Origin of the sequence: Bifidobacterium miconis, from assembly GCF_019331735.1 — a bacterium.
GTDB classification, from domain to species: Bacteria; Actinomycetota; Actinomycetes; order Actinomycetales; family Bifidobacteriaceae; genus Bifidobacterium; species Bifidobacterium miconis.
The window spans coordinates 71850-91596 of sequence record NZ_JAHBBH010000001.1 but is presented as its reverse complement, the minus strand read 5'-3'; the positions used below and the strand labels follow the sequence as shown (position 1 = coordinate 91596).

The following is a 19747-nucleotide window of genomic DNA, read 5'->3' as shown; positions in this document are numbered from 1 at the left end:
TCCCCAAGAGAAGAACAGGAAGAGAGGAACCCATTGTCTAAGAAGCAATCCGAAGCCGTCTCGTTCGAGGCGCTGAGCAGCCTCGACGCGCCCGTTTCGTTCTGGAAGGGCATCCCGTTCGGCCTGCAGCACGTCATGGCCATGTTCGTGGCGAACCTCGCCCCGATCTTCATCGTCGCCTCGGCCGCGAAGATGGACGCCGCCCAGTCCGCGGCGATCATCCAGGCCGGCCTCTTGGTCGCGGGTCTGGGCACCTGCCTGCAGCTGTACGGCGCATGGCTCATCGGTTCGAGGCTTCCGATGGTCACCGGCATCTCGTTCACCTACGTCGCCGCGGCCGTCGCGATCAGCGCCGACAAGGGATACGGTGCGGTCGTCGGCGCGGTGATGGTCGGCGGCCTGCTCGAGCTCGTGCTGGGCCTGACGGCCAAGTACTGGCGCCGGTTCGTGCCGCCGATCGTCTCCGCGATCGTCGTCACGTCGATCGGCTTCTCGCTGCTCAACGTCGGCGCGACCTCGTTCGGCGGCGGTTCGGGCGCCAAGGACTTCGGCAGCTGGCAGAACCTGACGCTCGGCCTGATCTCGCTCGTGGCCTGCCTCGCGTTCCAGCTGCTCATGAAAGGCACCGCCAAGCAGCTGTCCGTGCTGTTCGGCCTCGTCGTGGGCTACGTGGTCGCGATCGCCATGGGCAAGGTCGACTTCTCCGGCTTCCAGAACCTCGCCATCGTCTCCCTGCCGCAGTTCATGCCGTTCAAGCCGACGTTCGACTGGGGTTCGATCATCTCGCTCGGCCTGCTCTACGTCGTTTCCTCGGTCGAGGTGCTCGGCGACACCGCCGCGCTGACCAAGGTCGGCCTGAACCGCCAGCCCACCGAACGCGAAACCGCCGGCGCGATCGCCGGCGACGGCCTGATCTCCTCCGTGTCCGGCCTGTTCGGCTGCCTGCCGCTGACCTCGTTCGCGCAGAACATCGGACTCGTGGCCATGACCAAGGTCGTCAACCGCAAGGTGATCCTCTCCGGCGGTCTGATCCTCGTGCTGGCGAGCTTCGTGCCTGCCATCGCCGAGGTGTTCAACTCGCTGCCGCAGGCCGTGCTCGGCGGCTGCACGATCATGATGTTCGGCAACATCATCCTCTCCGGCTTCCAGATGATCGCCGAAGCGGGCTTCTCGCAGCGCAACATCACCATCGCCGCGCTGAGCCTCACGATCGGCATCGGCTTCACGCAGGTGAGCGACATCTTCAGCCAGTTCCCGGCCCTGTTCCAGCAGATCTTCGCCTCGAACTGCATCGCCGTCGCCTTCGTCGTCGCCGTCATCCTCAACGCCGTCCTGCCGAGCGAGGAGCACTTCCTCGCTGCTCGCAGCGAGGAACAGTAAGCACAGCCTCGCGGCGAAGAGCGCGGAACAGTAAGCACAGCCTCGCGGCGAAGAGCGAAAATAACACACGGTCTCGCTGTTCGCAGCGGGAAATAAACGGATATGATCCGCCGCACATAACCAGTGCTCGGTTGCATTCTCGGCTCCCCTTGTCAGGGGAGCTGTCACGAAGTGACTGAGGGGTAGTCAAACCCATCGCATTGCAACCGACAAGGCACCAGTCATAATCACCATCCCAAGGCTTCCCGTCGATTACGGCGGGAAGCCTTTCCTCTATGTGAATTCTCCATGAACCGGCGGTATGGCGGCCCGCGCTGCGGCACAATGGTGTCAAGGAGGCAGGCCCATGACCGACGACTACACCGCGAAGATGACCGAGCTGATCGAACTGATGCGTCTGATCGGCAACGACACGCAGCAGTGCGAGGTCAAGGAGTGCAAGCGGCGCATCTCGTCGACCATCACCGACACGCTGTCCGCGTTCTCGAACGGTTCGGGCGGCTGGATCATTCTCGGATTGTCGGAAAAGGCCGGGTTCACGCCGGTCGAGGGATTCAACGCGCGGGCCATGCAGGAGTCGCTCAGCCAGGCGTGCGAGAAGATGACGCCGCCGGTCAGGCCCACGATCGTGACCTGCCCGTTCGAGGGATCGAACCTCGTGTTCGCGCGCGTGGACGAAATGCTGCCGCGCGACAAGCCGTGCTATCTGACCGAGCAGGGGCCGTACGGCGGCTCGTACATCCGCACCGGCGACGGCGACCGGCACATGAACCCGTACGAGGTGGACCGTCTCATCGAGGAGCATCTGCAGCCCACCTACGATCTGGACATCGTGCCGAACGCCGCTCTCGACGACTTGGATCCCGTGCTCGTGTCCGGTCTGCTGGAACGGGTGCGCGAGCAGCATCCGCACGTGTTCGCCGGGCGCAGCGACGTCGACACGCTGCTGGACCTGCAGGTGCTGCGCCACGACGATTCGGACGAAGCGCACGTCGGCGGGGTCCTGCGCCCGACGCTCGCCGGATTGCTGGCGTTGGGACGCTACCCGCAGAAATACTATCCGCGGCTGGGCGTCACGATCGCCGTGTTCCCCGGCACCAGTCTCAACGACGTGTTCCGCGGCGACGAGCGGCTGGTCGCGTCCAAGTCGATCGTCGGGCCGATTCCGGTGATGATCGACGACACGGTCGAATCGCTGATGCACTGGATCGGCGCCAAGAAACCGGACTATCCGCCCGTCGTGCTGCGCGAGGCGATCGCGAACGCGCTCACGCACCGCGACTACTCCCCCGACGCGCGCGGCACGCAGGTGCACGTCAACGTGTTCACCGACCGCATCGAAATCGCCAATCCGGGCGGCCTGTACGGCACGGTCACGCACGACGTGCTCACCGATCCCCATCCGGTGTCGGGCACGCCGTTCCAGTCGACCCGCAACCAGTTCCTGTTCACGCTGCTCGAATCGACCCCGTATCCGGGCGGCGGCTACGTGAACCCGGAGGGCGGCGACGGCTACCAGCGCATCGCCGCCGCCCTGCGCGAGGCCGGCATCGAGCCGGCGACCACGGTGAACACGATCAACACGTTCACCATGACGATCACCAAGCAGCGCACCGCGCGGCTCGGCTCGCCCGGCGACGTGTCCAAGGCGATCACCACCGTGCTGGAACGCCATTCGGCGATGAGCGCCAAGGAAATCATGCGCGAATTGCAGCTCACGCCGCTCGCCGCCACCGCCGGCCTGCGCGAACTGCTGCGCGAAGGCCGGGTCACCCCGGTGCGATTCCAGGATGATCCGGCCCAACGGTACCGTCTGAACATCAGCCGGTCCTCGTGACGTGCGTCTCGCGCATCACGCTTCGGCAAGCTGGGTGAGCGCCGGCGCCGTGTCCACGGGCCGTGCCCTGCGGACGCGTCCCACCGCCAGCCCGATGCACACGAACGTCACCGTGTAGAGCGCGACGATGCCGATCCCGCCCAGCCAACCGGATGCGTTCAGGCCGTCCGCGCCGACGCCGAGCGCCATGTCGATCGACGAGGTGTACCACCAGCCGGGCGTCAGCTTGACGAACGCGACGACCGCGTCGGGCATCATGCTGATCGGGAACGAGAGTCCCGACGTGAACATGAGGAGCAGGCCGAACACGTTGGCGAACGCGTTGGCGGCCATGTCGGAGGCGCCGAATTCGCCGAGCATGAACCCACAAGCAACGCACATGAGGCTGAACATGCAGGCCGATGCGAACGTCATCGCCACGCCGGCGGCCGGCAGCGAAGCGACATTGGCGCCGGCCGCGACCGTCAGCCCGAGCGCCGCCGTCAGATAGGCCGCGCAGATCAGCAGCGCGAACGCGCACAGCACGCCCATGCGCTTCAGCCCGATCGACGCGGCGACCGGAGACGCCGCAAGCCTGCGCCGCAGTTCGCCGGAGCCGAACACGTGCGCCACCAGGCTCACGCACACGCTCAGCGTGAGGAACAGCGGATACAGCGCGGTCTTCATCGTGTCGCCGAACCCGGACGCGACGGGATTCGCCGCGCCGGCATTCCGGTCGTCGCGCGACGCGGACCGTTCCACCGCGATCGGACGGTTGGCGTTCGCGTCGTGCGCCGTTTTCGCGGCGGTGACGGCGGCTTGGCGCACGTCGTCCGCCGTCAGGCCGGACAGCGAGCCTTCCGGCAGCGAATCGAGGTCGAACGAAAGCGAACCGTCCATGAACCGGGACCAGTCGCCGTCCGCCCCCGCGGTCTGCCGGCCGGACGATTGCCCGGCCGACCGCGAGGCCGAGCCTGTATCGGCTCCCCCGCCTGCGGCGTAGTTCGCCGCCATGCGTTCGACCCATGCCTTGAGTTCCGTCTGATCGACCTGCGCATGTTCTCCGATCAGCGCGATCCTCATGAGCGAGAGGAACCCGTTCACGGTCATGTTGCCGATCGTGCCGGCGCCCGACGTGTAGCTCGTGACCGTCTCGACCTTCGGCATGTCGCCGCCGGATCGCGCGGATTCGAGGAACCGCTGAGCATAGCCGTCCGGAATGATGACGATCAGGTCGGTCCAGTTCGAGGCGACGGCCTGCTGCAGCGACTCCGGGTCGTCGTCCAACTCGACCAAGGTGGCCGACGCGGTCAGATAATCTCGCAGGGATTCGGCGATGCCGTCACGGTTCGCGTCCCGGTCGACGACGGCGACGCTGACCTTGCCCGGCTCGTACGTGTCGGCGACGGGCCGGTTGGCGGCGGTGATCTGCGACCAGCTGAGCGCGAACATCATGACGCCCATGAGCACGAGATAGATGATGATGTACGTGCGGTGCGCGAGCAGGACGCGCACGGTGGCCTTACAGGTGTTCATAGCGTTGCCTCCTGAGCATGATCACGCCGGCCGCAAGGAACACCGCGCTCATCGCGAGCAGGACGGCGCAGGTGCGGGCGAACGGCTGATAGCTGTCGTAGTACATGAGCGAATAGAACAGGTTGGTGACCTGCTGGGTGGGGTTGATGTCGGCGAGCAGCGGGGCCCTGCGCGAGATCAGGTCGCTCAGTTCCATGGCGAATCCGCCGTACAGGCCGCTGAACAGCGACAGTCCGCAGGAGATCGCGGTGGACAGCCCCTGTTTGACGCCCGCGGTGAGCTTGGGTATCGCGCCGATCATCGTGCCGAGCGAGCAGGTCATGAACGATGCGACGATCACGGCGAGCACGGCCAGCGGCTCGCGCCCGCCGACCTCGATGCCGCAGACGTAGCGGATGTAGGCGAGCGCGACGAGCAGGCACACGCAGGAGCACAGCCAGCCTGCGAGGAATCCGGCGACGAGCTGCCTGGCCCGTCCGAGCGGCGCGACCGTGCGGCGTATGCCGAGCGCGGAGAGGTTCGCCTGGGCCGTGGTGACCGTGTAGATCATGGTCGACATGGCCATCAGGCAGGCCATGCCCATGAGCGCGTAGTAGTATCTGGCCATCGCGGCGGGTTTGAAGTTGGTGAGCGTGACCTCTGTGGTGCCGTTCATGGCCGAGCCGATGCCATGCCAGAAGTCGCGGGTGATCGCGGCGGCCGGATTGTCCTTGAGCGCGGCCCGCACGGTTGCGCCGGTGCGGTTGTACTGGTCGAGCACGTTGTCGAGCGCGGCGAGGGAGACGTCGAGTCCGACCGCGCCCGTGCTGTTGTTGGCGTTGGCGACGGTGTCGGAGCTGAGCGTGAGCGCGAGCCGCCCGTCGTGGTCGGCGGCGATGATGCCGCCCGTTGTCCCGCTGTCCAGCAGCTCGCGGGCTTTCGTCGCGGAGGCGACCGTGGTGGCGTCCAGCAGTCGCACGTCGACGCTGATGTCGCCGATGAGCGTGTCCGCTCCGTCCGTCGTCGTGCCCGCGCCGTTGGCCGTGCCGGTCTTGCCGTTGTCGGTTTGCTTGCCGGACAGTGCCGTGATGAGCGTGTCCGCGCCGACCGCGTTCGTCCAGTTCGCGTCCTCGACGACGGCGACCGGCACCGGCGTGATGCTCATGGCCTTGTCCAGTCCGCCGAACACGACGTTGAACATGGTCGACAGCGCGATCGGGAACACGATGAGCCAGAACAGCGCGCTCGTGTTGCGCAGGTTCGATTTCAGGGAGACGATGAAGGTGCTCCGCATGGCGTTCTCCTTTCCTTGCCGGGTGGATGAGCGGGTCGCGCCCGTCAGTCCCGCAGCGCCTTGCCGGTCAGTTCGAGGAACACGTCGTTGAGGCTCGGCGGACGGCTGGTCAGGTGTCCGATGTTCGCGCCCGCGCCGCGCAGCACGCCGATCAAATCGACGAGGTTGTGGTCGCCGCGCCGGCATCGCACGGCCAGTTCGCGCCCGTCGTACGTCGCTTCGATCACGAATGCGAGATTGCGCACGGCGGCGAGCGCGTCGTCGGTCAGGTCGAACGTTTCGATGGTGATCCGCTCCCCCGTGTCGATCATGGCCTTGAGCTCGTCGGCCGTGCCGAGCGCGAGGTGGCGGCCGTGGTCCATGATGAGGATGCGGTCGCAGATCTGTTCGACTTCTTCCATGTAGTGGCTCGTGTAGATCACGGTCGCGCCGGCCTGGTTGAGCTTCTGGATGCCTTCGAGGATGGCGTTGCGGCTTTGCGGGTCGACGGCCACGGTCGGCTCGTCGAAGAAGATCAGGTCGGGCCGGTGCGCGATGCCGCAGGCGATGTTGAGGCGGCGCAGCAGGCCGCCAGAGAGCTTGCCGGGACGGAACCTGCGGAAGTCCTGCAGCCCGGCGAAGTCGATCGCCTCTTCGACGAGCGGCGCGCGGTCGGCTTTTTTGGGCACGTACAGCGAGCAGAAGTAGTCGATGTTCTCGGTGACGGTCAGCTCGTTGAACACGGCGACGTTTTGCGGCACGATGCCGATGCGGCGTTTGAGCGCGTATGAGGTCGGTGTCATCGGTTGGCCGAACACGCGGATGGTGCCGGCATCGTAGGTGAGCAACGCGAGGATGCAGTTGATGGCGGTGGTCTTGCCGGAGCCGTTGGGGCCGAGCAGGCCGAAGATCTCGCCCTGTCGCACGTCGAGGTCGAAGTAGTCGAGCGCGACCATGTCGCCGTATCGTTTGACCAGCTGGCTGACGTGGACGGCCGGCGTCGCATTGTTGTCGGTCATGTCCGCTCCTTTCCTTGGGGTGTCTTCATCATCGCGCGTCGGGGCATGGCCGCGCCACAGCCATCCGTCACGACTTGGCCGGATGCCCGTGACATTTGTCATGGATTTGCCGTGGTCCTGGTTCCCGGGATTGTCGGCGAAATTTCCCGGGAACCGGCGCATGTTCGGTTGTTCTCGCAATCGTTGGAATGCCGCCGCTCGCAGTGTGCGCCATGTTCGGATATGTTCGTTTGCCGGTTCCCGGGATCGCGCCGTCGCATCCCGGGAACCGGCTACGATGAGCCGCATGCTCATCTTGCTGGAGAAAGCCCTGCTTCTGGCCTGCGGAACGGCCGTGGCGGCATTGTCCGGCTTTGGTTCCCTGTCGCTGATCGGTCTGCTGGCCGCGGTCTCGTCGTCCTGTCTGGCCGAATGGCTGATGTCGCGGCGCACTCCCCCGGTTTTGGCCGCCGCGGCGCCCTGCCTGTTCATGGCGTCGGCCTTGCTGTTGCCGCCATGGTGCGCATTCCTGCCGGCCGTGGCCTATGATGCGCCGCGCCTGCCGGCGCTGATGCGCGACGCGCGTGCCGACCGGCTGGCCCGTTGCCTGCCGCTCGCGCCGATCGTCGTCGCGGTCGTGCGGGCGTCGGCCGCAACCGACCGCACGGTCATGATGCTCACCGGACTGCTCGCCGTCATCGGCATGACGCTCGGCCGGTCACGCGAGACCGTCACCGGATTGCGCCGATCGCTGCGGCATACGCAGGATCTGGCCCGTGACAGCGGCCGCGTCAACCGGCGTCGACTGGCCGACGTCGCCGAGGAACGCGCCCAGTCGATACATGCGGCCACGCTCAACGAGCGCACGCGCATCGCCCGCGAGATCCACGACAATGTCGGGCATCTGCTCACGCGCGCGATCATGCAGTCGCAGGCGGGCAAGGCCGTGGCTGACGCGACGGGCGACACGGTCGCCGCGCAGGGCTTCGACGCGTTGAACGGCACGCTGAACGAGGCGATGACGATGGTGCGCCGCTCCGTGCACGATCTCGAGGACGACGGCACGGATTTCGCCGCGCAGATCGCGGATGCGGCGCACACGTTCGGCGAGGCGTCGCCCGATTTCGCCGTGTCCCTGTCCAACGAGATCATGGGCGCGCCGGCGCCGGTCACCCGCTGCTTCGCCGCCGTGATCCGCGAATCGCTGTCGAACGTGGCCCGGCACAGCGACGCGCGTTCGGCAAGCGTGACGCTGCGCGACTTTCCGGCGATCTGGCAGCTGGTCGTGCAGGATCCGGGACCGGCCAGACCGGCGGCCAACGAATCTCACGCCACAGGCCCCGACGGCGACGCCGAATCGTTGCGCGGCATGGGATTGGCCGACATCGAGCGTCGCGTGCGCGCGCTCGGCGGCACGTCGTCGTGCGGCCCGTACGGCGGCGGTTGGCGCGTGTTCGTCACGATTCCCAAGCGGCAGTGGACCTACCATGATCATGACGGACAGCCATGATCGGCGGCGCTCCGGCGTCGCCGGCTGGCGATTGGGCATCTTGGACGGGGAGCGGCGATGAGAACGGCGATTGCGGACGACGATCCGATCGTGTGCCAGTCGTTGGCGACGATTCTGTCGGCGACGGGCACGGCGGACGTGCTGTGGACGGCGAACGACGGGAACGCGGCGGTGACGGAGTATTTCCGCTCGCCGTCAAGCCGGCCGGACGTGCTGCTCATCGACGTGCAGATGCCCGGCAAGGACGGTCTGACGGCGGCCCGCGAGATCCTCGCCAAAGATCCGGGCGCGAAGATCCTGTTTCTGACCACGTTCGCGGACAGGTCGTACATCACGCAGGCGGTGTCGCTCGGCGCGCGCGGCTATCTCATCAAACAGGACGTCGCGTCGGTCGGACCGGCGTTGCAGGCGGTCATGGCCGGTCAGATCGTGCTCGGAGCGGAAGTGCTCGGCAAGCTGTCGGGCGACGGACCTTCGCACGACGCAGCCGATGCGGTCGATTTATCCAACTCGTCATCCGGCATCGCATCTGCAGTCGGCCGCCGGCAGGATCACGCCGCCGACCGGGCCGCGCTCGAAGCGCTGCCGGAACGCGACCGCGACATCGCCGCGCTGGTCGCCGAAGGCCTCGACAACCGCGACATCGCCGCCAAACTGTTCCTGAGTGAAGGCACGGTGCGCAACCGCATCAGCGGCATCCTCGACAAAATGGGACTGACGAACCGCACGCAGCTCGCGATTCTGTGGATACGCGAACACCGGTAAGACGGAGCGTGGGGATCGTGGCGCTCGCTGGGCTGCCGATCGGGGAGCGGGCGCGGCCCGCAGCGCGCCTCATCGCCGGTTCCGCGTCGAATACGACAGACGCGTCCGCCGCGCTTACGACCCTCTCCGGCATCGACTGTCTGCGCATCAATCGTGATGCGCGAGGCTCCCTCACATGAACAGGAACCAGGAGGCGACGTCCCACCAGATGCGCACGGGCATGTTCATGCCGTGCGCGAACTGCTTGAAGAACAGGAACAGCAACGCGGCGACGACCCCCGCCGTGAACCAGCCGAACACGAGCCGCCGCAACGCTGCGCGGGCGTCGAACGGGAGCGTCTTTCCGACCGGGTCCCCGTCCTTCTTCCTGGCCGGAACGGGATCCGACTCCGACGCGACCGCGGCGTCGGCCTCCCCCGCATCCGCAACGCCGCCGTCAGCGCTGCCCGCGCCGAGCGTACCGAGCCCCGTGTCGAGCGCATACAGCACCGCGGCCACGGCGATCATGATCATCCACGCGAAGTCGATCTCGTAACGATAGTCGACGCCGGTGATGCGCACGTCGACGAGGAAGGCGAGCCCCGCGCACGCGAGCGCCCCGGCGACAAGCCCCGTGGCCCGCACGCGGGCCATGAGCGGCCGCCATATGGCAATCGTGAACAGGACGAACGCGAACGGCGCGTCGGTCATGAACCATCCGCCGAAATGCGGGTGTTCGGATCGCCATGTGGTCAGTGGTATCCCGTCCCATCCGACGAACGGGAAGTGGGCGGTCAGGTTCGGCGGTTGGAGGAGATAGTGGAAGAAGAACGCCGGGTATTGGGTCAGCGGCGCGTGGAAATGCGTCATGTCGTAGCCGGTGAGGTTGTAGGTGGCGCCGAAGTCCGTGGGCGAGCCGAATCGGGCCATGTTGTACGCAAACTGGGGCAGGAACACGACCGCGTACGGGATGAGCGCGCACGCCCAGACGACCGCCTCGTGCAGGAGCCCGCGGCGGTCGTGCAATCCTGCCCGCCGCAGACGGCGGATCTCGTCGGTGAACAGGGGTATGGCGATCAGGGAGGCGACGACCACATGCGGCCGGCTTGCGATCGTCAACGCCATGAGCAGCGAGCCGAAGGCGAGGAACCGCCTGTCGAGGGCGCCAGAATCGAGACCGTGCAGTTTTGCCTGGATCCATGCGGCGAGGCCGCCGGCCGCGCACGCGACCGCCAGCTCCTGCGGGATCTGGTAGAACAGGCCGAGTTGGATGAGCATGGCGATGCCGTTGCCGAGCATGAACGCGATCATGGCGAGCATGGTCGCGCCGAGCGAAACGGGGCGGCGACGGCCGATCAGCCGGGCGATCTGGACGGCGAGCAGGGAGCATGCGGCGCCGGCCAGCAGGGCGACGACGGCGATGCCTGCGTTGGTGGGCAACGGCATGCCGGTCACGGCCTTGAACGGGGCGAACAGGAGAAGCGCCGGCAGCACCCCGAAATAGCTGTAGTAGCGCCCGTCATGGAAGGCGACGTCGAAGTAGATGAGCACGTCGGGGTGGTTCAGGGCAAGCCGGGTGCGCGAGCGCGTGTCGTACGGGTTGGTCATGGCCGCGAACGCGTCGTTGACCGGATAGTCGAGCCATGCACGGCCGTGGAGGATCGCGTCGGCGAGCCGCTGGTACTGGTCGGTGGCCTGCCATGTGGCGTAGAAGTCCCAGTAGACCGGTTCGGGACTGTCCTGCGGGGCGGCCATGGCGAACAGGCCGAGCGGCACGAGGCATGCGAACGCGGCGCACAGGGCGAGCGGGACAAGGCAGGCTCGGGTTCGCGCCAACCGCATCCGGTAGAGGGGCGACGAGGGCCTGAACAGGATGACGAGCAGGGCGGCGACGGCTTCGAGCGCGAGCCTCAAGGGGCTGAACCGCATCGGCACATGGGGATTCACGGTCACCGTGTTGTACGGGATGACCGAGCCCTTGCTCATCCGGTAGCGGATGCGCACGCGGGTGGCGCGGCCGCCGACCCGGGAGTATCGGGAGTCTTCGGAGGAGGGCGAGTAGCCGACGTCGGCGTTGGCGTCGTACCAGCCGCCGTCGGTGTTCTTCGCGGTGGAGATCCGCCAGCGCACGGCGTCGTCCTGACGCGGGCGTTCGGCGTTCGAATGGCCCATGTACAGGTATTCGATCGGCTGGCCGGCGGACAGATCTCGCCACGCGTTGTCGGGGTCGGTGACGACGGCGACGCCGTCCGATCCGACGGCGAGACCCGAACCGACGCCGTCGTCGCGGGCCTGTTCGGGATGGGAGCCGACCGTCTGCCAGAACGGCAGGTTGAAGACGAACAGTTCGAGGAGAACGATCGCAAGAACGGCGATGAGGACCGGCATGACGCTCGTTTTCGTCATCCGGGGCATCCGGGTCATCCGGGTCATCCGGATTCCCCGAATCACCTGACGCTCCCCTCCATGCCGGCGGCGGCCGAGGCCGTCCGCGCGCCGCCTCCCGCGGGTCCGCCGGCCGCGCCGCCGCGGCCCAACCCCGCGGCGAACGCCTTGACCCACGCCGCGGAGAGCACGCCCGTCACGGCGAGCACCGCCAGATAGGCCGCGTACGCGAACGCGTAGATGAGCACGAGCACGATGAAGCTGCGGACGGGAAGCACCGAGCCGAGCGCCGCCATCACGGCCCACAGGACGACGTTGACGCCGACGACGGTCCATGCGGCGCTCGACATGACGTCGCCGAACCGACGGCGCACCTCACGGTAGGAGACGAGCATCGTCAGGAACGTCGCGCCCATGCTCGTGGCGGCCACGGCGGTGATGCCCCCGAGACGGGCGGCGGCGACGAACGCGACGACCACGACCGGCAGGGACACGGCGGAAAGGATGTCGGAGAAGCGCGTGTCCCGCTCGGCGTTCAGCACCATGTTGAGCACGACCGTGGCGCCCATGAAGAAGCTCGAGAGCGCAAGGCACGACAGGGCCGGCGCGGCCACGGAGAATGGTCGCGAGTAGAAGGACGACAGGAGGTTCGGGCTCGTGGCCGAAATGGAGACGGCCATCGGCAGGATGAACACGATGGCCAGCAGCACGAGGTCGCGGGCCTTGGCGAGCGCCTCGCCACGCAGCCCCTCGCCGATGAGGCCGGAGACGACGGGCAGGATGATCACGGCGAACGCCTGCAGGAGGTAGTACGTGGTCTTGCCGAAGTTCATCGCTCCCGTGTAGAACCCGGACATCGCGTCGGGCAGGTTGGCCTTGACGACGAGCGTGTCGGCGCTCAGGACAAGCGAGGCCATGATGAAGAACAGGGAGAACGAGATCGTGCCGTGCGCGGCCTCGCGCCAGCCGATGCGGGATCGAGGCTCGGCGGAGGCCCCGCCGCGCCGGCGCATGCCGGTCAGATGCGGCACGAGCGTCGCCGCGCCGATGAGGATGACGAGCACCATCGCCGCGCAGTAGCCGACCTCCACGCCCATGACCGGCCGGTCGGGGAACACGATCATGATCAGCGGGATCGTGCCGAGCTTGACGAGCGGGTACAGCGTGGACAGGAGCGCGCTGTGACCGAAGCGTTTCAGCCCGTCGTTGACGCCGAGCATCACGACGTACAGGCCGTTGGCGGGTACGAGAAACGCGGCCAGACGCATGTACAGGTCGAGCGACCGGTCGTTCAGCACCCGGCCGAACACGGGGGCTCCGAACACGTCGACGGCCACGAACACGGCGACGATGGCCGTCTGCACGACGAGGGTCTTGACGACCACGTCGCGCGGGTCGTACCGTCCGGACGACAGGGTGCGCGACAGGGACTGCCGCGCACCGTTGGACACGAACAGGTATTCGATGTCGAGCACGGTGATGACGGTGCCCACCACGCCGTAGGCGGCCGGCGAGGCGAATCCGCCGAGAAAGTAGTGGATCGCGTATCCGCTGACGAAGAACGCGAGATTGCTGATGAGGTTCAGGATAAGTCCGCGGTTCATCGGCCGTTTCCTTTCATCGGGCAATTGCTTTCCGGCCGTTCCGACGCGCACAGGGCGAGCATGAACGGGACGACGACGAGCGCCCACAGCATGTATCTGCTGGCTGTGGGCTTGAGCGGGACGGAGATCGCGTTGGCCAGCAGCGACAGCAGCGACCAGACGAGCGGCGCCGCATACGCGGCCGGCAGCGCGGTGCGGGCAAGCACGCGACCGTATGGGGGCCGCAGCAGGCGGAAGAGGAGGAACGCCGGCAGGAGGAACGTCCACAGTGCCGTCAGCGTGAGCGCCAGGAGCACGGGCGTCGACTGCCAGAACCCCCACAGGGCGTAGACGCGCGATTGTCCATCGCGGGTCGCGTGGTTCGGGCGGTTCGCAAGGTGCCGGGGCATGCGTGCGAACGAGGGGCTGACCGCATCGGCGATCTGGAACCGGATACGGTTGGCCGTCGCCTGTTCTGCGATCCCGCGCAGTTCATCGAGCCCGATCCCCCGGTCGGTGATGTCCGTCGGCGTACGCCGCAACGAGAACCAGCCCGATTCGAGGGCGGCGAACGCATTCGCATACGAGTCCGGATGGCGCAGGCCCATCGCAGCCCACGCCCGGAGATACTCCCCCACGCCCGAGGGATCGCGCAGCGAATACTGGATGACCAGGTCGGCCAGATACGGGTTGTAGCGGGAGACCATGTCCTCGAACGGCACATGGTTGACGCGGTCGATGGCGGCCCGCTCCGCGTCGGTCACGTCGTCCGGATGGTCGAGCGCATATCGCGCGGTCATCTGCATCGGCACGACCAGCAGCTGGTTCTGATCCTCGTGCGCCACGTCAAGGATGGAACGGACGGCGGCCGGGAAGACGACCGTCGCGATGAGCGCCGTGACGGCGGCGACGGCAAGCGCGCGCAGCCGACCCGCCCGACCGGCCCGCGTCAACGGCAGGCAGCACAGGGAAAGGATCGTCACGTACAGTCCGGTCATCGTCGTCAGGGCGGCCAGCACGGACAAGGCCACGAACCCGGCGGCGAAACGGGGCGAACGCAGCGCCTCGAGACGAGTGCGGGCGGTCTCGGCGAACATCACCAGCCACGGGACGAGGAACAGGAGATGCAGCGAATCCTTGACGATCGACATCATGAAGATCGCAAGGGCGGGAAACAGCGAGAAGAAGGCGAACAGGGCGACGGCGGCCTTGCGCGCGGCCCCTTCCCGCCCGACATGCGCGACATATAGGCACACGCCGGTCAGCTCCACGCACATGACGACGCACTGGACGACGGCGTAGACGGCCAATGCGCGCTGATAGTCGCCGGCGAGCGCGTCGCCGAGACGTGCGAGCGAGCCGAACACGATCGTGTCGAGCAGCGGATGATGGGAGGAGATCGAGCCGGCGGGCTGCCCGTACGCTTCGATGCCGTACCATTGGGCGATCTGGTCGCCGGTGTCGTACCAGATGGTTCCGGGGTACATCATGACGATGACCGGCGTCCAGCATGCGATCATGGCCGCGGATGGTATGAGAATACGCCCGGCGAACGGCAGGGACCGGTAGCGTTCCAATACGGGAAGGGCGCCGGCTCGTCGCGTTTCCCCCGGAATCTTCATAAGACGCTCGCCGACAAGGAACGCGACGAGGAGGAACAGGCCGATGCCGAGCGCACGGGCGGCGAAACGAATGCCGAACGGCCCGAGCGTCGCGACGGTCGCGGCGTCGTCCGCCCCCGCGACGACCACGCCGCATGCGAGGCACAGCGCCGTCTGGGCCGCCGATGGCGGTTCGAACCTGCCCAACTCCATGCTTACGACGATAGGGGACGTCTCCGCTCAGCCGAAGGCAATTGGCCTACTGTTCATCGAGTGGTGTCGGTCCGGTAACGCCGGGGCGGCGGCCCGCTTCCCCGTCAGCTGTTTTTCATCACGATGCTGTCGACGGTGTCGGCGACGTGCTCGCAGTCGTCGGCGCACTGTTCGAGGTGACGGTACACGTCGTGCCATGCGAGCACCTGCATCGGATCGTCGCATGTGGTGTGCAGCGTGCGCATCGCCTCGATGAACACGTGGTCGGCGTCGGTTTCGATGGTGTTGATGTCGAACACCAGTTCGCGCAGCGTCTTGGAGCGCTTGAACTGCGGCAGTTCGGCGACGAGCGCCGCGATCCTCTCGCAGGCGCGCACGACCATGTCGGCCATTTCGAGCGCGTCGTCGCGCATCACGGTCACGTTGTCGTAGTACATGCGGTCGAGCACGCCTTCGATGCTGTCGGTGACGTTGTCGAGAATGTGGCTGAGCTCGGCGATGTCCTCGCGGTCGAACGGGGTAATGAACGCGGTCACCAGTTCGTCCAGCATCCGGTGTCGCACCTCGTCGGCGGCCTGTTCGATGCGGTGCATGTCGTCCATCCGCGCGCGCAGCTGCGCCGGATCGAACGTGTGCATGACGTCGCTCAGCAGGTGCGCGGCCTGACAGGCGCAGTCGGCGCTCTGCCTGAATCCGTCGAAATAGAACGAGTCGTTTTTCCGTGCCATTGCTGGTTCCTCCTGAACTTACTCGGATGCGGCGGTTTAGAACACGAACATGAACAGTTTGGCCATGATAAAGCTGATGACGCCGCAGCCGGGGAACGTGAACACCCAGGTGAGCATCATGTCGCGCACCACGCCGAAGTTGATGGCCGAGAGGCGCCGGACCGCGCCGACGCCCATGATGGCGCTGGTCTTGGTGTGCGTGGTGGAGACGGGGATGCCGAGCACGGTCATGAGCAGCAGGCACAGCGCGCTTGACAGGTCGGCCGAGAAGCCTTGGTACTTTTCGAGGCGGACCATGTCCTGTCCGACGGATTTGATGATCTTCTCGCCGCCGACGGACGTGCCGACGCCCATGATGGTGCTGCACAGGATCATGAGCCACACGGGGATCACCACGCCGGCGACGCTCGGCTGCCCGTTGCAGAACGCCATGCCGAGGAAGAGCACGCCGATGAATTTCTGGCCGTCCTGCGCGCCGTGCATGAAGCTCATGGCGGCCGCGCCGACGATCTGTGCGTAGGTGAAGAACCCGTTGGTGCGGCGGCGATCAAGGCCTGCACAGATGAGCGTGACGGCCTTGCATACGATCCAGCCCATGACGAAGCCGATGATGAGGCTGGCCACGAGGCCGTAGAGCACCTTGACCCACTCGCCCATGTTGATGCCGCCCATGCCGCCCTGAATGGCGATGGCCGCGCCGGACAGGCCGGCAATGAGGCTGTGGCTTTCCGACGTGGGGATGCCGAGCATGGATGCGCCGACACTGTAGATGACGATGGAGAACAACGCCGCGCACAGTGCGATGAGCGCCGCATGCGTGTCGCCTCCGAAGTCGACCATGGTGGAGATGGTGGAGGCGACCGACGCGTTGATCTGCGTCATGAGAAAGACGCCGAGGAAGTTGAGCACCGCGGCCATGATGACGGCCGACCGCACGCGCATGCACCGCGTCGTCACACAGGTGGCGATGGCGTTGGGTGCGTCGGTCCATCCGTTGACGAAGATGACGCCGAGCGTCAGCAACGTTGTAACGAACAGTGCGGGGTTGGAAAGTACCTGTTGGATGAAATAGGACAGGGACACATCCACGGGGGATCAGTTCCTTCTTCTTCGAGGGCAGACTACAAACATTCCGATTGTATACGATACGTAGCTACGTAGTCACGTTATTCGTGTCGCGTGAGTTCCGTGCGCGTTCCTTGTGCGGTCGTCGCATGTATTCTCGCGACGCGGAGCGTGACCGGGATCAGACCGATTGATACGGGCGGGTTTCGAAACTGTTGGGAAATAAGGGTTTTGCAACATCAACGGTTTGTCGCACGCGATCCCGGTCACGCGCCGCGTCATTGTGATCTCATGTATCTCGATAAAAAAATGCTCCCCGAGGATTCCTCGGGGAGCATTTTTGCCGTTATGACCTAGCGATCAGGCTAATGTCACTCGTTGTCGCCGGCGGTGGCGGCGGTGGCGGTGACGGCACCCTGAACGTCGGTCTTCACGCCGGAGTACACCCAGTCGGTGTAATCCGGGTGATCGTAGCCGTTGTCGACCGCGAACTGGAAGGCTTCCTGACGGAAGGCCTCGAGCTCGTTGATCTTGTCGGCGAACTTCTCGGCGTCAACCATGCGCAGGGCCTCGGCGGTCAGCTCATAGCGGTCGATGTTGTTCACGCGGACCATGTCGTACGGGGTGGTGGTGGAGCCCTGCTCCTCGTAGCCGTGGACGTTGAAGTTGTCGTGGTTCGGGCGATCGTAGATCAGGCCACGCACGTCGCGGGCGTAGGAGTGGTACGCGAAGAGGACCGGCTTGTCGGCGGTGAAGATCTCGGCGAACTCCTCGTCGGACAGGGCCTCGTCGTTCTCCTTGGCGGACTGCAGAGCGAGCAGATCCACGACGTTGACGACCTTGAACTTGATGCCCAGGGCGGCCAGCTTGTCGGCGGCGGCCATGAGCTCCTGCTGCGGGACGTCACCGGCGGCGGCCAGCACGATGTCGGCCTCGTCGTTGGACTCGACGTTGGAAGCCCACTTCCACTCGGCGGCACCCTTCTCGAGCTCGGCACGGGCCTCGTCGAGGGTCAGCCAGGTGGCGGCCGGCTGCTTGCCGGCGATGATCGCGTTGATCTTGTTGGTGGACTTGTAGCACTTCTCGGCGACGGCCAGCAGCATGTTGGAATCAACCGGGAAGTAGATGCCAATGACGTGGTCGTTGTTGAAGCACTTGTTCAGCAGGACGGAGGTCACGCCCGGATCCTGGTGCGAGAAGCCGTTGTGATCCTGACGCCACACGTGCGAGGAGACCAGGAGGTTCATCGAGGAGATCGGCTTGCGCCACGGGATCTCACGGACGGTGGCCTCCAGCCACTTCGCGTGCTGGTTGAGCATGGAGTCGATCACGTGCACGAAGGACTCGTAGGAGCTCCAGATGCCGTGACGGCCGGTGAGCAGGTAGGCCTCGAGGAAGCCTTCCATCTGGTGCTCGGAGAGCTGCTCGGTGACCTGACCGGTGACGGCCATGTGCTCATCGACCTGCTCGGACAGGTAGCCGGCGTCCCACTGCTTGTTGGTGACGTCGTACGCGGCCTGCAGACGGTTGGACGCGGTCTCGTCCGGTCCGAAGATGCGGAACGAATCCGGGTTCAGCTTGATGATGTCGCGGGTGTAGACGCCCAGACGACGGGTGGCCTCGAGCTGGCCCCAGCCGTGGCCGTACTCCTGGACTTCCTTGACCTCGTAGTCCTCGAGCTTCGGGAGCTTGAGGTCCTCGCGGATCAGGCCGCCGTTGGCGTTCGGGTTGGCGCCGATGCGCAGCTCGCCCTTCGGCATGAAGGCGGTGACTTCCGGACGGACGGCACCGTTCTCGTCGAACAGCTCCTCCGGCTTGTAGGACTCGAGCCAGTTCTTGAGGACCTCGAAGTGGGCCTCGGTGTCGCGGGCGGAAGCCAGCGGGACCTGATGCGAACGCCAGGAGCCCTCGGTCTTCTTGCCGTCGATGAACTTCGGGCAGGTCCAGCCCTTCGGGGTGCGGAAGATGATCATCGGGTAGAACGGACGATGCACGTCGTCGGTCTGAGCGGCGGCCTTGATGTCGCAGATCTCGTCCCAGACGTTCTCGAACAGCTCGGCGAAGCGACGGTGGATGGACATGTGGTCCTCATCGTCGAAGCCGGCGACGAACTCGTACGGCTCGTAGCCCATGCCGTGGAAGAACTCGTGGAGCTCTTCGTCGGAGATGCGGGACAGGATGGTCGGGTTGGCGATCTTGTAGCCGTTGAGGTGCAGGATCGGCAGCACGATGCCGTCGGTGCGCGGGTTGACGAGCTTGTTGGACTGCCAGCCGGTGGCCAGCGGGCCGGTCTCGGCCTCGCCGTCGCCGACGATGGCCGGGACGAACAGGCTCGGGTTGTTCATGATCGCGCCGTAGGCGTGGGACAGGGCGTAGCCCAGCTCGCCACCCTCATGGATGGAGCCCGGGGTCTCCGGAGCGAAGTGGGACGGGATGCCGCCCGGGTAGGAGAACTGACGGAAGAACTTCTGCAGGCCGGCCTCGTCCTTGGTGATCTTCGGGAAGGTCTCGGTGTAGGTGCCGTCCAGGTAGGACTGGGAGGTACCGGCCGGGCCGCCGTGGCCCGGGCCCATGATGATCACGGTGTTCTGGGAGTGATCAGCGATGAAGCGGTTGATGTGGCCGATGAGGAAGTTCAGGCCCGGGGTGGTGCCCCAGTGGCCGACCAGACGGTGCTTGACGTCTTCGCGGGTGAACGGCGCCTTCATCAGCGGGTTCGAACGCAGATAGATCTGGCCGATGGAAAGGTAGTTGGCTGCACGCCAGTACTTGTCAACGCCTTCGAGGGATTCCTCGGAAACCGGAGCGTTGAGCTTCTTCCAAGGGGTGCCAATAACAGGACTCGTCATATGTACTCCTGTACTCCTGCACTGTGTTGTGCGATTGGTTATTATCGGTAGGTCATGGGCCGTGCCGAGCCTTGCGATTCAGCCGTG

Annotated in this window: 13 protein-coding genes; 4 read left to right on the top strand and 9 right to left on the bottom strand. The window is 66.0% G+C overall.

Annotated features, from left to right (window positions below):
- Window positions 1–33: 33 nt before the first annotated feature.
- Window positions 34–1380 carry a nucleobase:cation symporter-2 family protein gene (locus KIH79_RS00370; protein ID WP_219057561.1) on the top strand — a complete coding sequence of 449 codons (1347 nt, stop codon included), beginning with the start codon at window positions 34–36 and terminating at the stop codon, window positions 1378–1380.
- 346 nt (window positions 1381–1726) lie between these two features.
- Window positions 1727–3217, top strand: coding sequence for an ATP-binding protein (locus KIH79_RS00365; protein WP_219057560.1), 1491 nt, complete (start codon window positions 1727–1729; stop codon window positions 3215–3217).
- A 15-nt stretch (window positions 3218–3232) separates the two neighbouring features.
- Here KIH79_RS00365 and KIH79_RS00360 read toward each other — a convergent pair whose 3' ends face one another.
- Genes KIH79_RS00360 through KIH79_RS00350 form a run of 3 tightly spaced genes read right to left on the bottom strand, consistent with a single transcriptional unit; the run spans window position 3233 to window position 7003 of the window.
- On the bottom strand, window positions 3233–4732 hold the full coding sequence (locus KIH79_RS00360) for an ABC transporter permease (protein ID WP_219057559.1): 1500 nt from the start codon (window positions 4730–4732) through the stop codon (window positions 3233–3235).
- Window positions 4719–6005 carry an ABC transporter permease gene (locus KIH79_RS00355; protein ID WP_219057558.1) on the bottom strand — a complete coding sequence of 429 codons (1287 nt, stop codon included), beginning with the start codon at window positions 6003–6005 and terminating at the stop codon, window positions 4719–4721. Before KIH79_RS00355 ends, KIH79_RS00360 begins: the two co-directional genes overlap by 14 nt.
- A gap of 44 nt (window positions 6006–6049) precedes the next feature.
- On the bottom strand, window positions 6050–7003 hold the full coding sequence (locus tag KIH79_RS00350) for an ABC transporter ATP-binding protein (protein WP_219057557.1): 954 nt from the start codon (window positions 7001–7003) through the stop codon (window positions 6050–6052).
- 286 nt (window positions 7004–7289) lie between these two features.
- On the opposite strand from KIH79_RS00350, the gene KIH79_RS00345 reads away from it, so the two are divergent.
- Both KIH79_RS00345 and KIH79_RS00340 read left to right on the top strand, forming a co-directional pair.
- Window positions 7290–8492: a sensor histidine kinase gene (locus tag KIH79_RS00345; RefSeq protein ID WP_219057556.1), complete on the top strand. Its 1203-nt coding sequence runs from the start codon at window positions 7290–7292 to the stop codon at window positions 8490–8492.
- Between the two features lie 57 nt (window positions 8493–8549).
- Window positions 8550–9257, top strand: coding sequence for a response regulator transcription factor (locus tag KIH79_RS00340; protein ID WP_219057555.1), 708 nt, complete (start codon window positions 8550–8552; stop codon window positions 9255–9257).
- A 171-nt stretch (window positions 9258–9428) separates the two neighbouring features.
- Here KIH79_RS00340 and KIH79_RS00335 read toward each other — a convergent pair whose 3' ends face one another.
- From KIH79_RS00335 to KIH79_RS00310, 6 genes are all read right to left on the bottom strand, one after another.
- Window positions 9429–11624: a hypothetical protein gene (locus KIH79_RS00335; RefSeq protein WP_219057554.1), complete on the bottom strand. Its 2196-nt coding sequence runs from the start codon at window positions 11622–11624 to the stop codon at window positions 9429–9431.
- A 59-nt stretch (window positions 11625–11683) separates the two neighbouring features.
- Window positions 11684–13225 carry a lipopolysaccharide biosynthesis protein gene (locus tag KIH79_RS00330; protein WP_219057553.1) on the bottom strand — a complete coding sequence of 514 codons (1542 nt, stop codon included), beginning with the start codon at window positions 13223–13225 and terminating at the stop codon, window positions 11684–11686.
- Complete coding sequence (locus KIH79_RS00325) at window positions 13222–15018, bottom strand: DUF6020 family protein (RefSeq protein WP_219057552.1); 1797 nt, start codon at window positions 15016–15018, stop codon at window positions 13222–13224. Before KIH79_RS00325 ends, KIH79_RS00330 begins: the two co-directional genes overlap by 4 nt.
- A gap of 104 nt (window positions 15019–15122) precedes the next feature.
- Window positions 15123–15746, bottom strand: coding sequence for a DUF47 domain-containing protein (locus KIH79_RS00320; RefSeq protein WP_219057551.1), 624 nt, complete (start codon window positions 15744–15746; stop codon window positions 15123–15125).
- Between the two features lie 36 nt (window positions 15747–15782).
- Window positions 15783–16835 carry an inorganic phosphate transporter gene (locus KIH79_RS00315; RefSeq protein ID WP_219057550.1) on the bottom strand — a complete coding sequence of 351 codons (1053 nt, stop codon included), beginning with the start codon at window positions 16833–16835 and terminating at the stop codon, window positions 15783–15785.
- A gap of 347 nt (window positions 16836–17182) precedes the next feature.
- Window positions 17183–19660 (bottom strand): phosphoketolase, encoded by a 2478-nt coding sequence (locus KIH79_RS00310; protein ID WP_219057549.1) that lies wholly within the window; start codon window positions 19658–19660, stop codon window positions 17183–17185.
- Window positions 19661–19747 lie beyond the last annotated feature (87 nt).

Bases quoted from the DNA above. Each gene is read 5' to 3' on its own strand.
- KIH79_RS00365 (WP_219057560.1), top strand. From the start codon at position 1,727: ATGACCGACGACTACACCGCGAAGATGACCGAGCTGATCGAACTGATG.
- KIH79_RS00360 (WP_219057559.1), bottom strand. From the start codon at position 4,732: ATGAACACCTGTAAGGCCACCGTGCGCGTCCTGCTCGCGCACCGCACG.
- KIH79_RS00355 (WP_219057558.1), bottom strand. From the start codon at position 6,005: ATGCGGAGCACCTTCATCGTCTCCCTGAAATCGAACCTGCGCAACACG.
- KIH79_RS00350 (WP_219057557.1), bottom strand. From the start codon at position 7,003: ATGACCGACAACAATGCGACGCCGGCCGTCCACGTCAGCCAGCTGGTC.
- KIH79_RS00345 (WP_219057556.1), top strand. From the start codon at position 7,290: ATGCTCATCTTGCTGGAGAAAGCCCTGCTTCTGGCCTGCGGAACGGCC.
- KIH79_RS00340 (WP_219057555.1), top strand. From the start codon at position 8,550: ATGAGAACGGCGATTGCGGACGACGATCCGATCGTGTGCCAGTCGTTG.
- KIH79_RS00335 (WP_219057554.1), bottom strand. From the start codon at position 11,624: ATGCCGGTCCTCATCGCCGTTCTTGCGATCGTTCTCCTCGAACTGTTC.
- KIH79_RS00330 (WP_219057553.1), bottom strand. From the start codon at position 13,225: ATGAACCGCGGACTTATCCTGAACCTCATCAGCAATCTCGCGTTCTTC.
- KIH79_RS00325 (WP_219057552.1), bottom strand. From the start codon at position 15,018: ATGGAGTTGGGCAGGTTCGAACCGCCATCGGCGGCCCAGACGGCGCTG.
- KIH79_RS00320 (WP_219057551.1), bottom strand. From the start codon at position 15,746: ATGGCACGGAAAAACGACTCGTTCTATTTCGACGGATTCAGGCAGAGC.
- KIH79_RS00310 (WP_219057549.1), bottom strand. From the start codon at position 19,660: ATGACGAGTCCTGTTATTGGCACCCCTTGGAAGAAGCTCAACGCTCCG.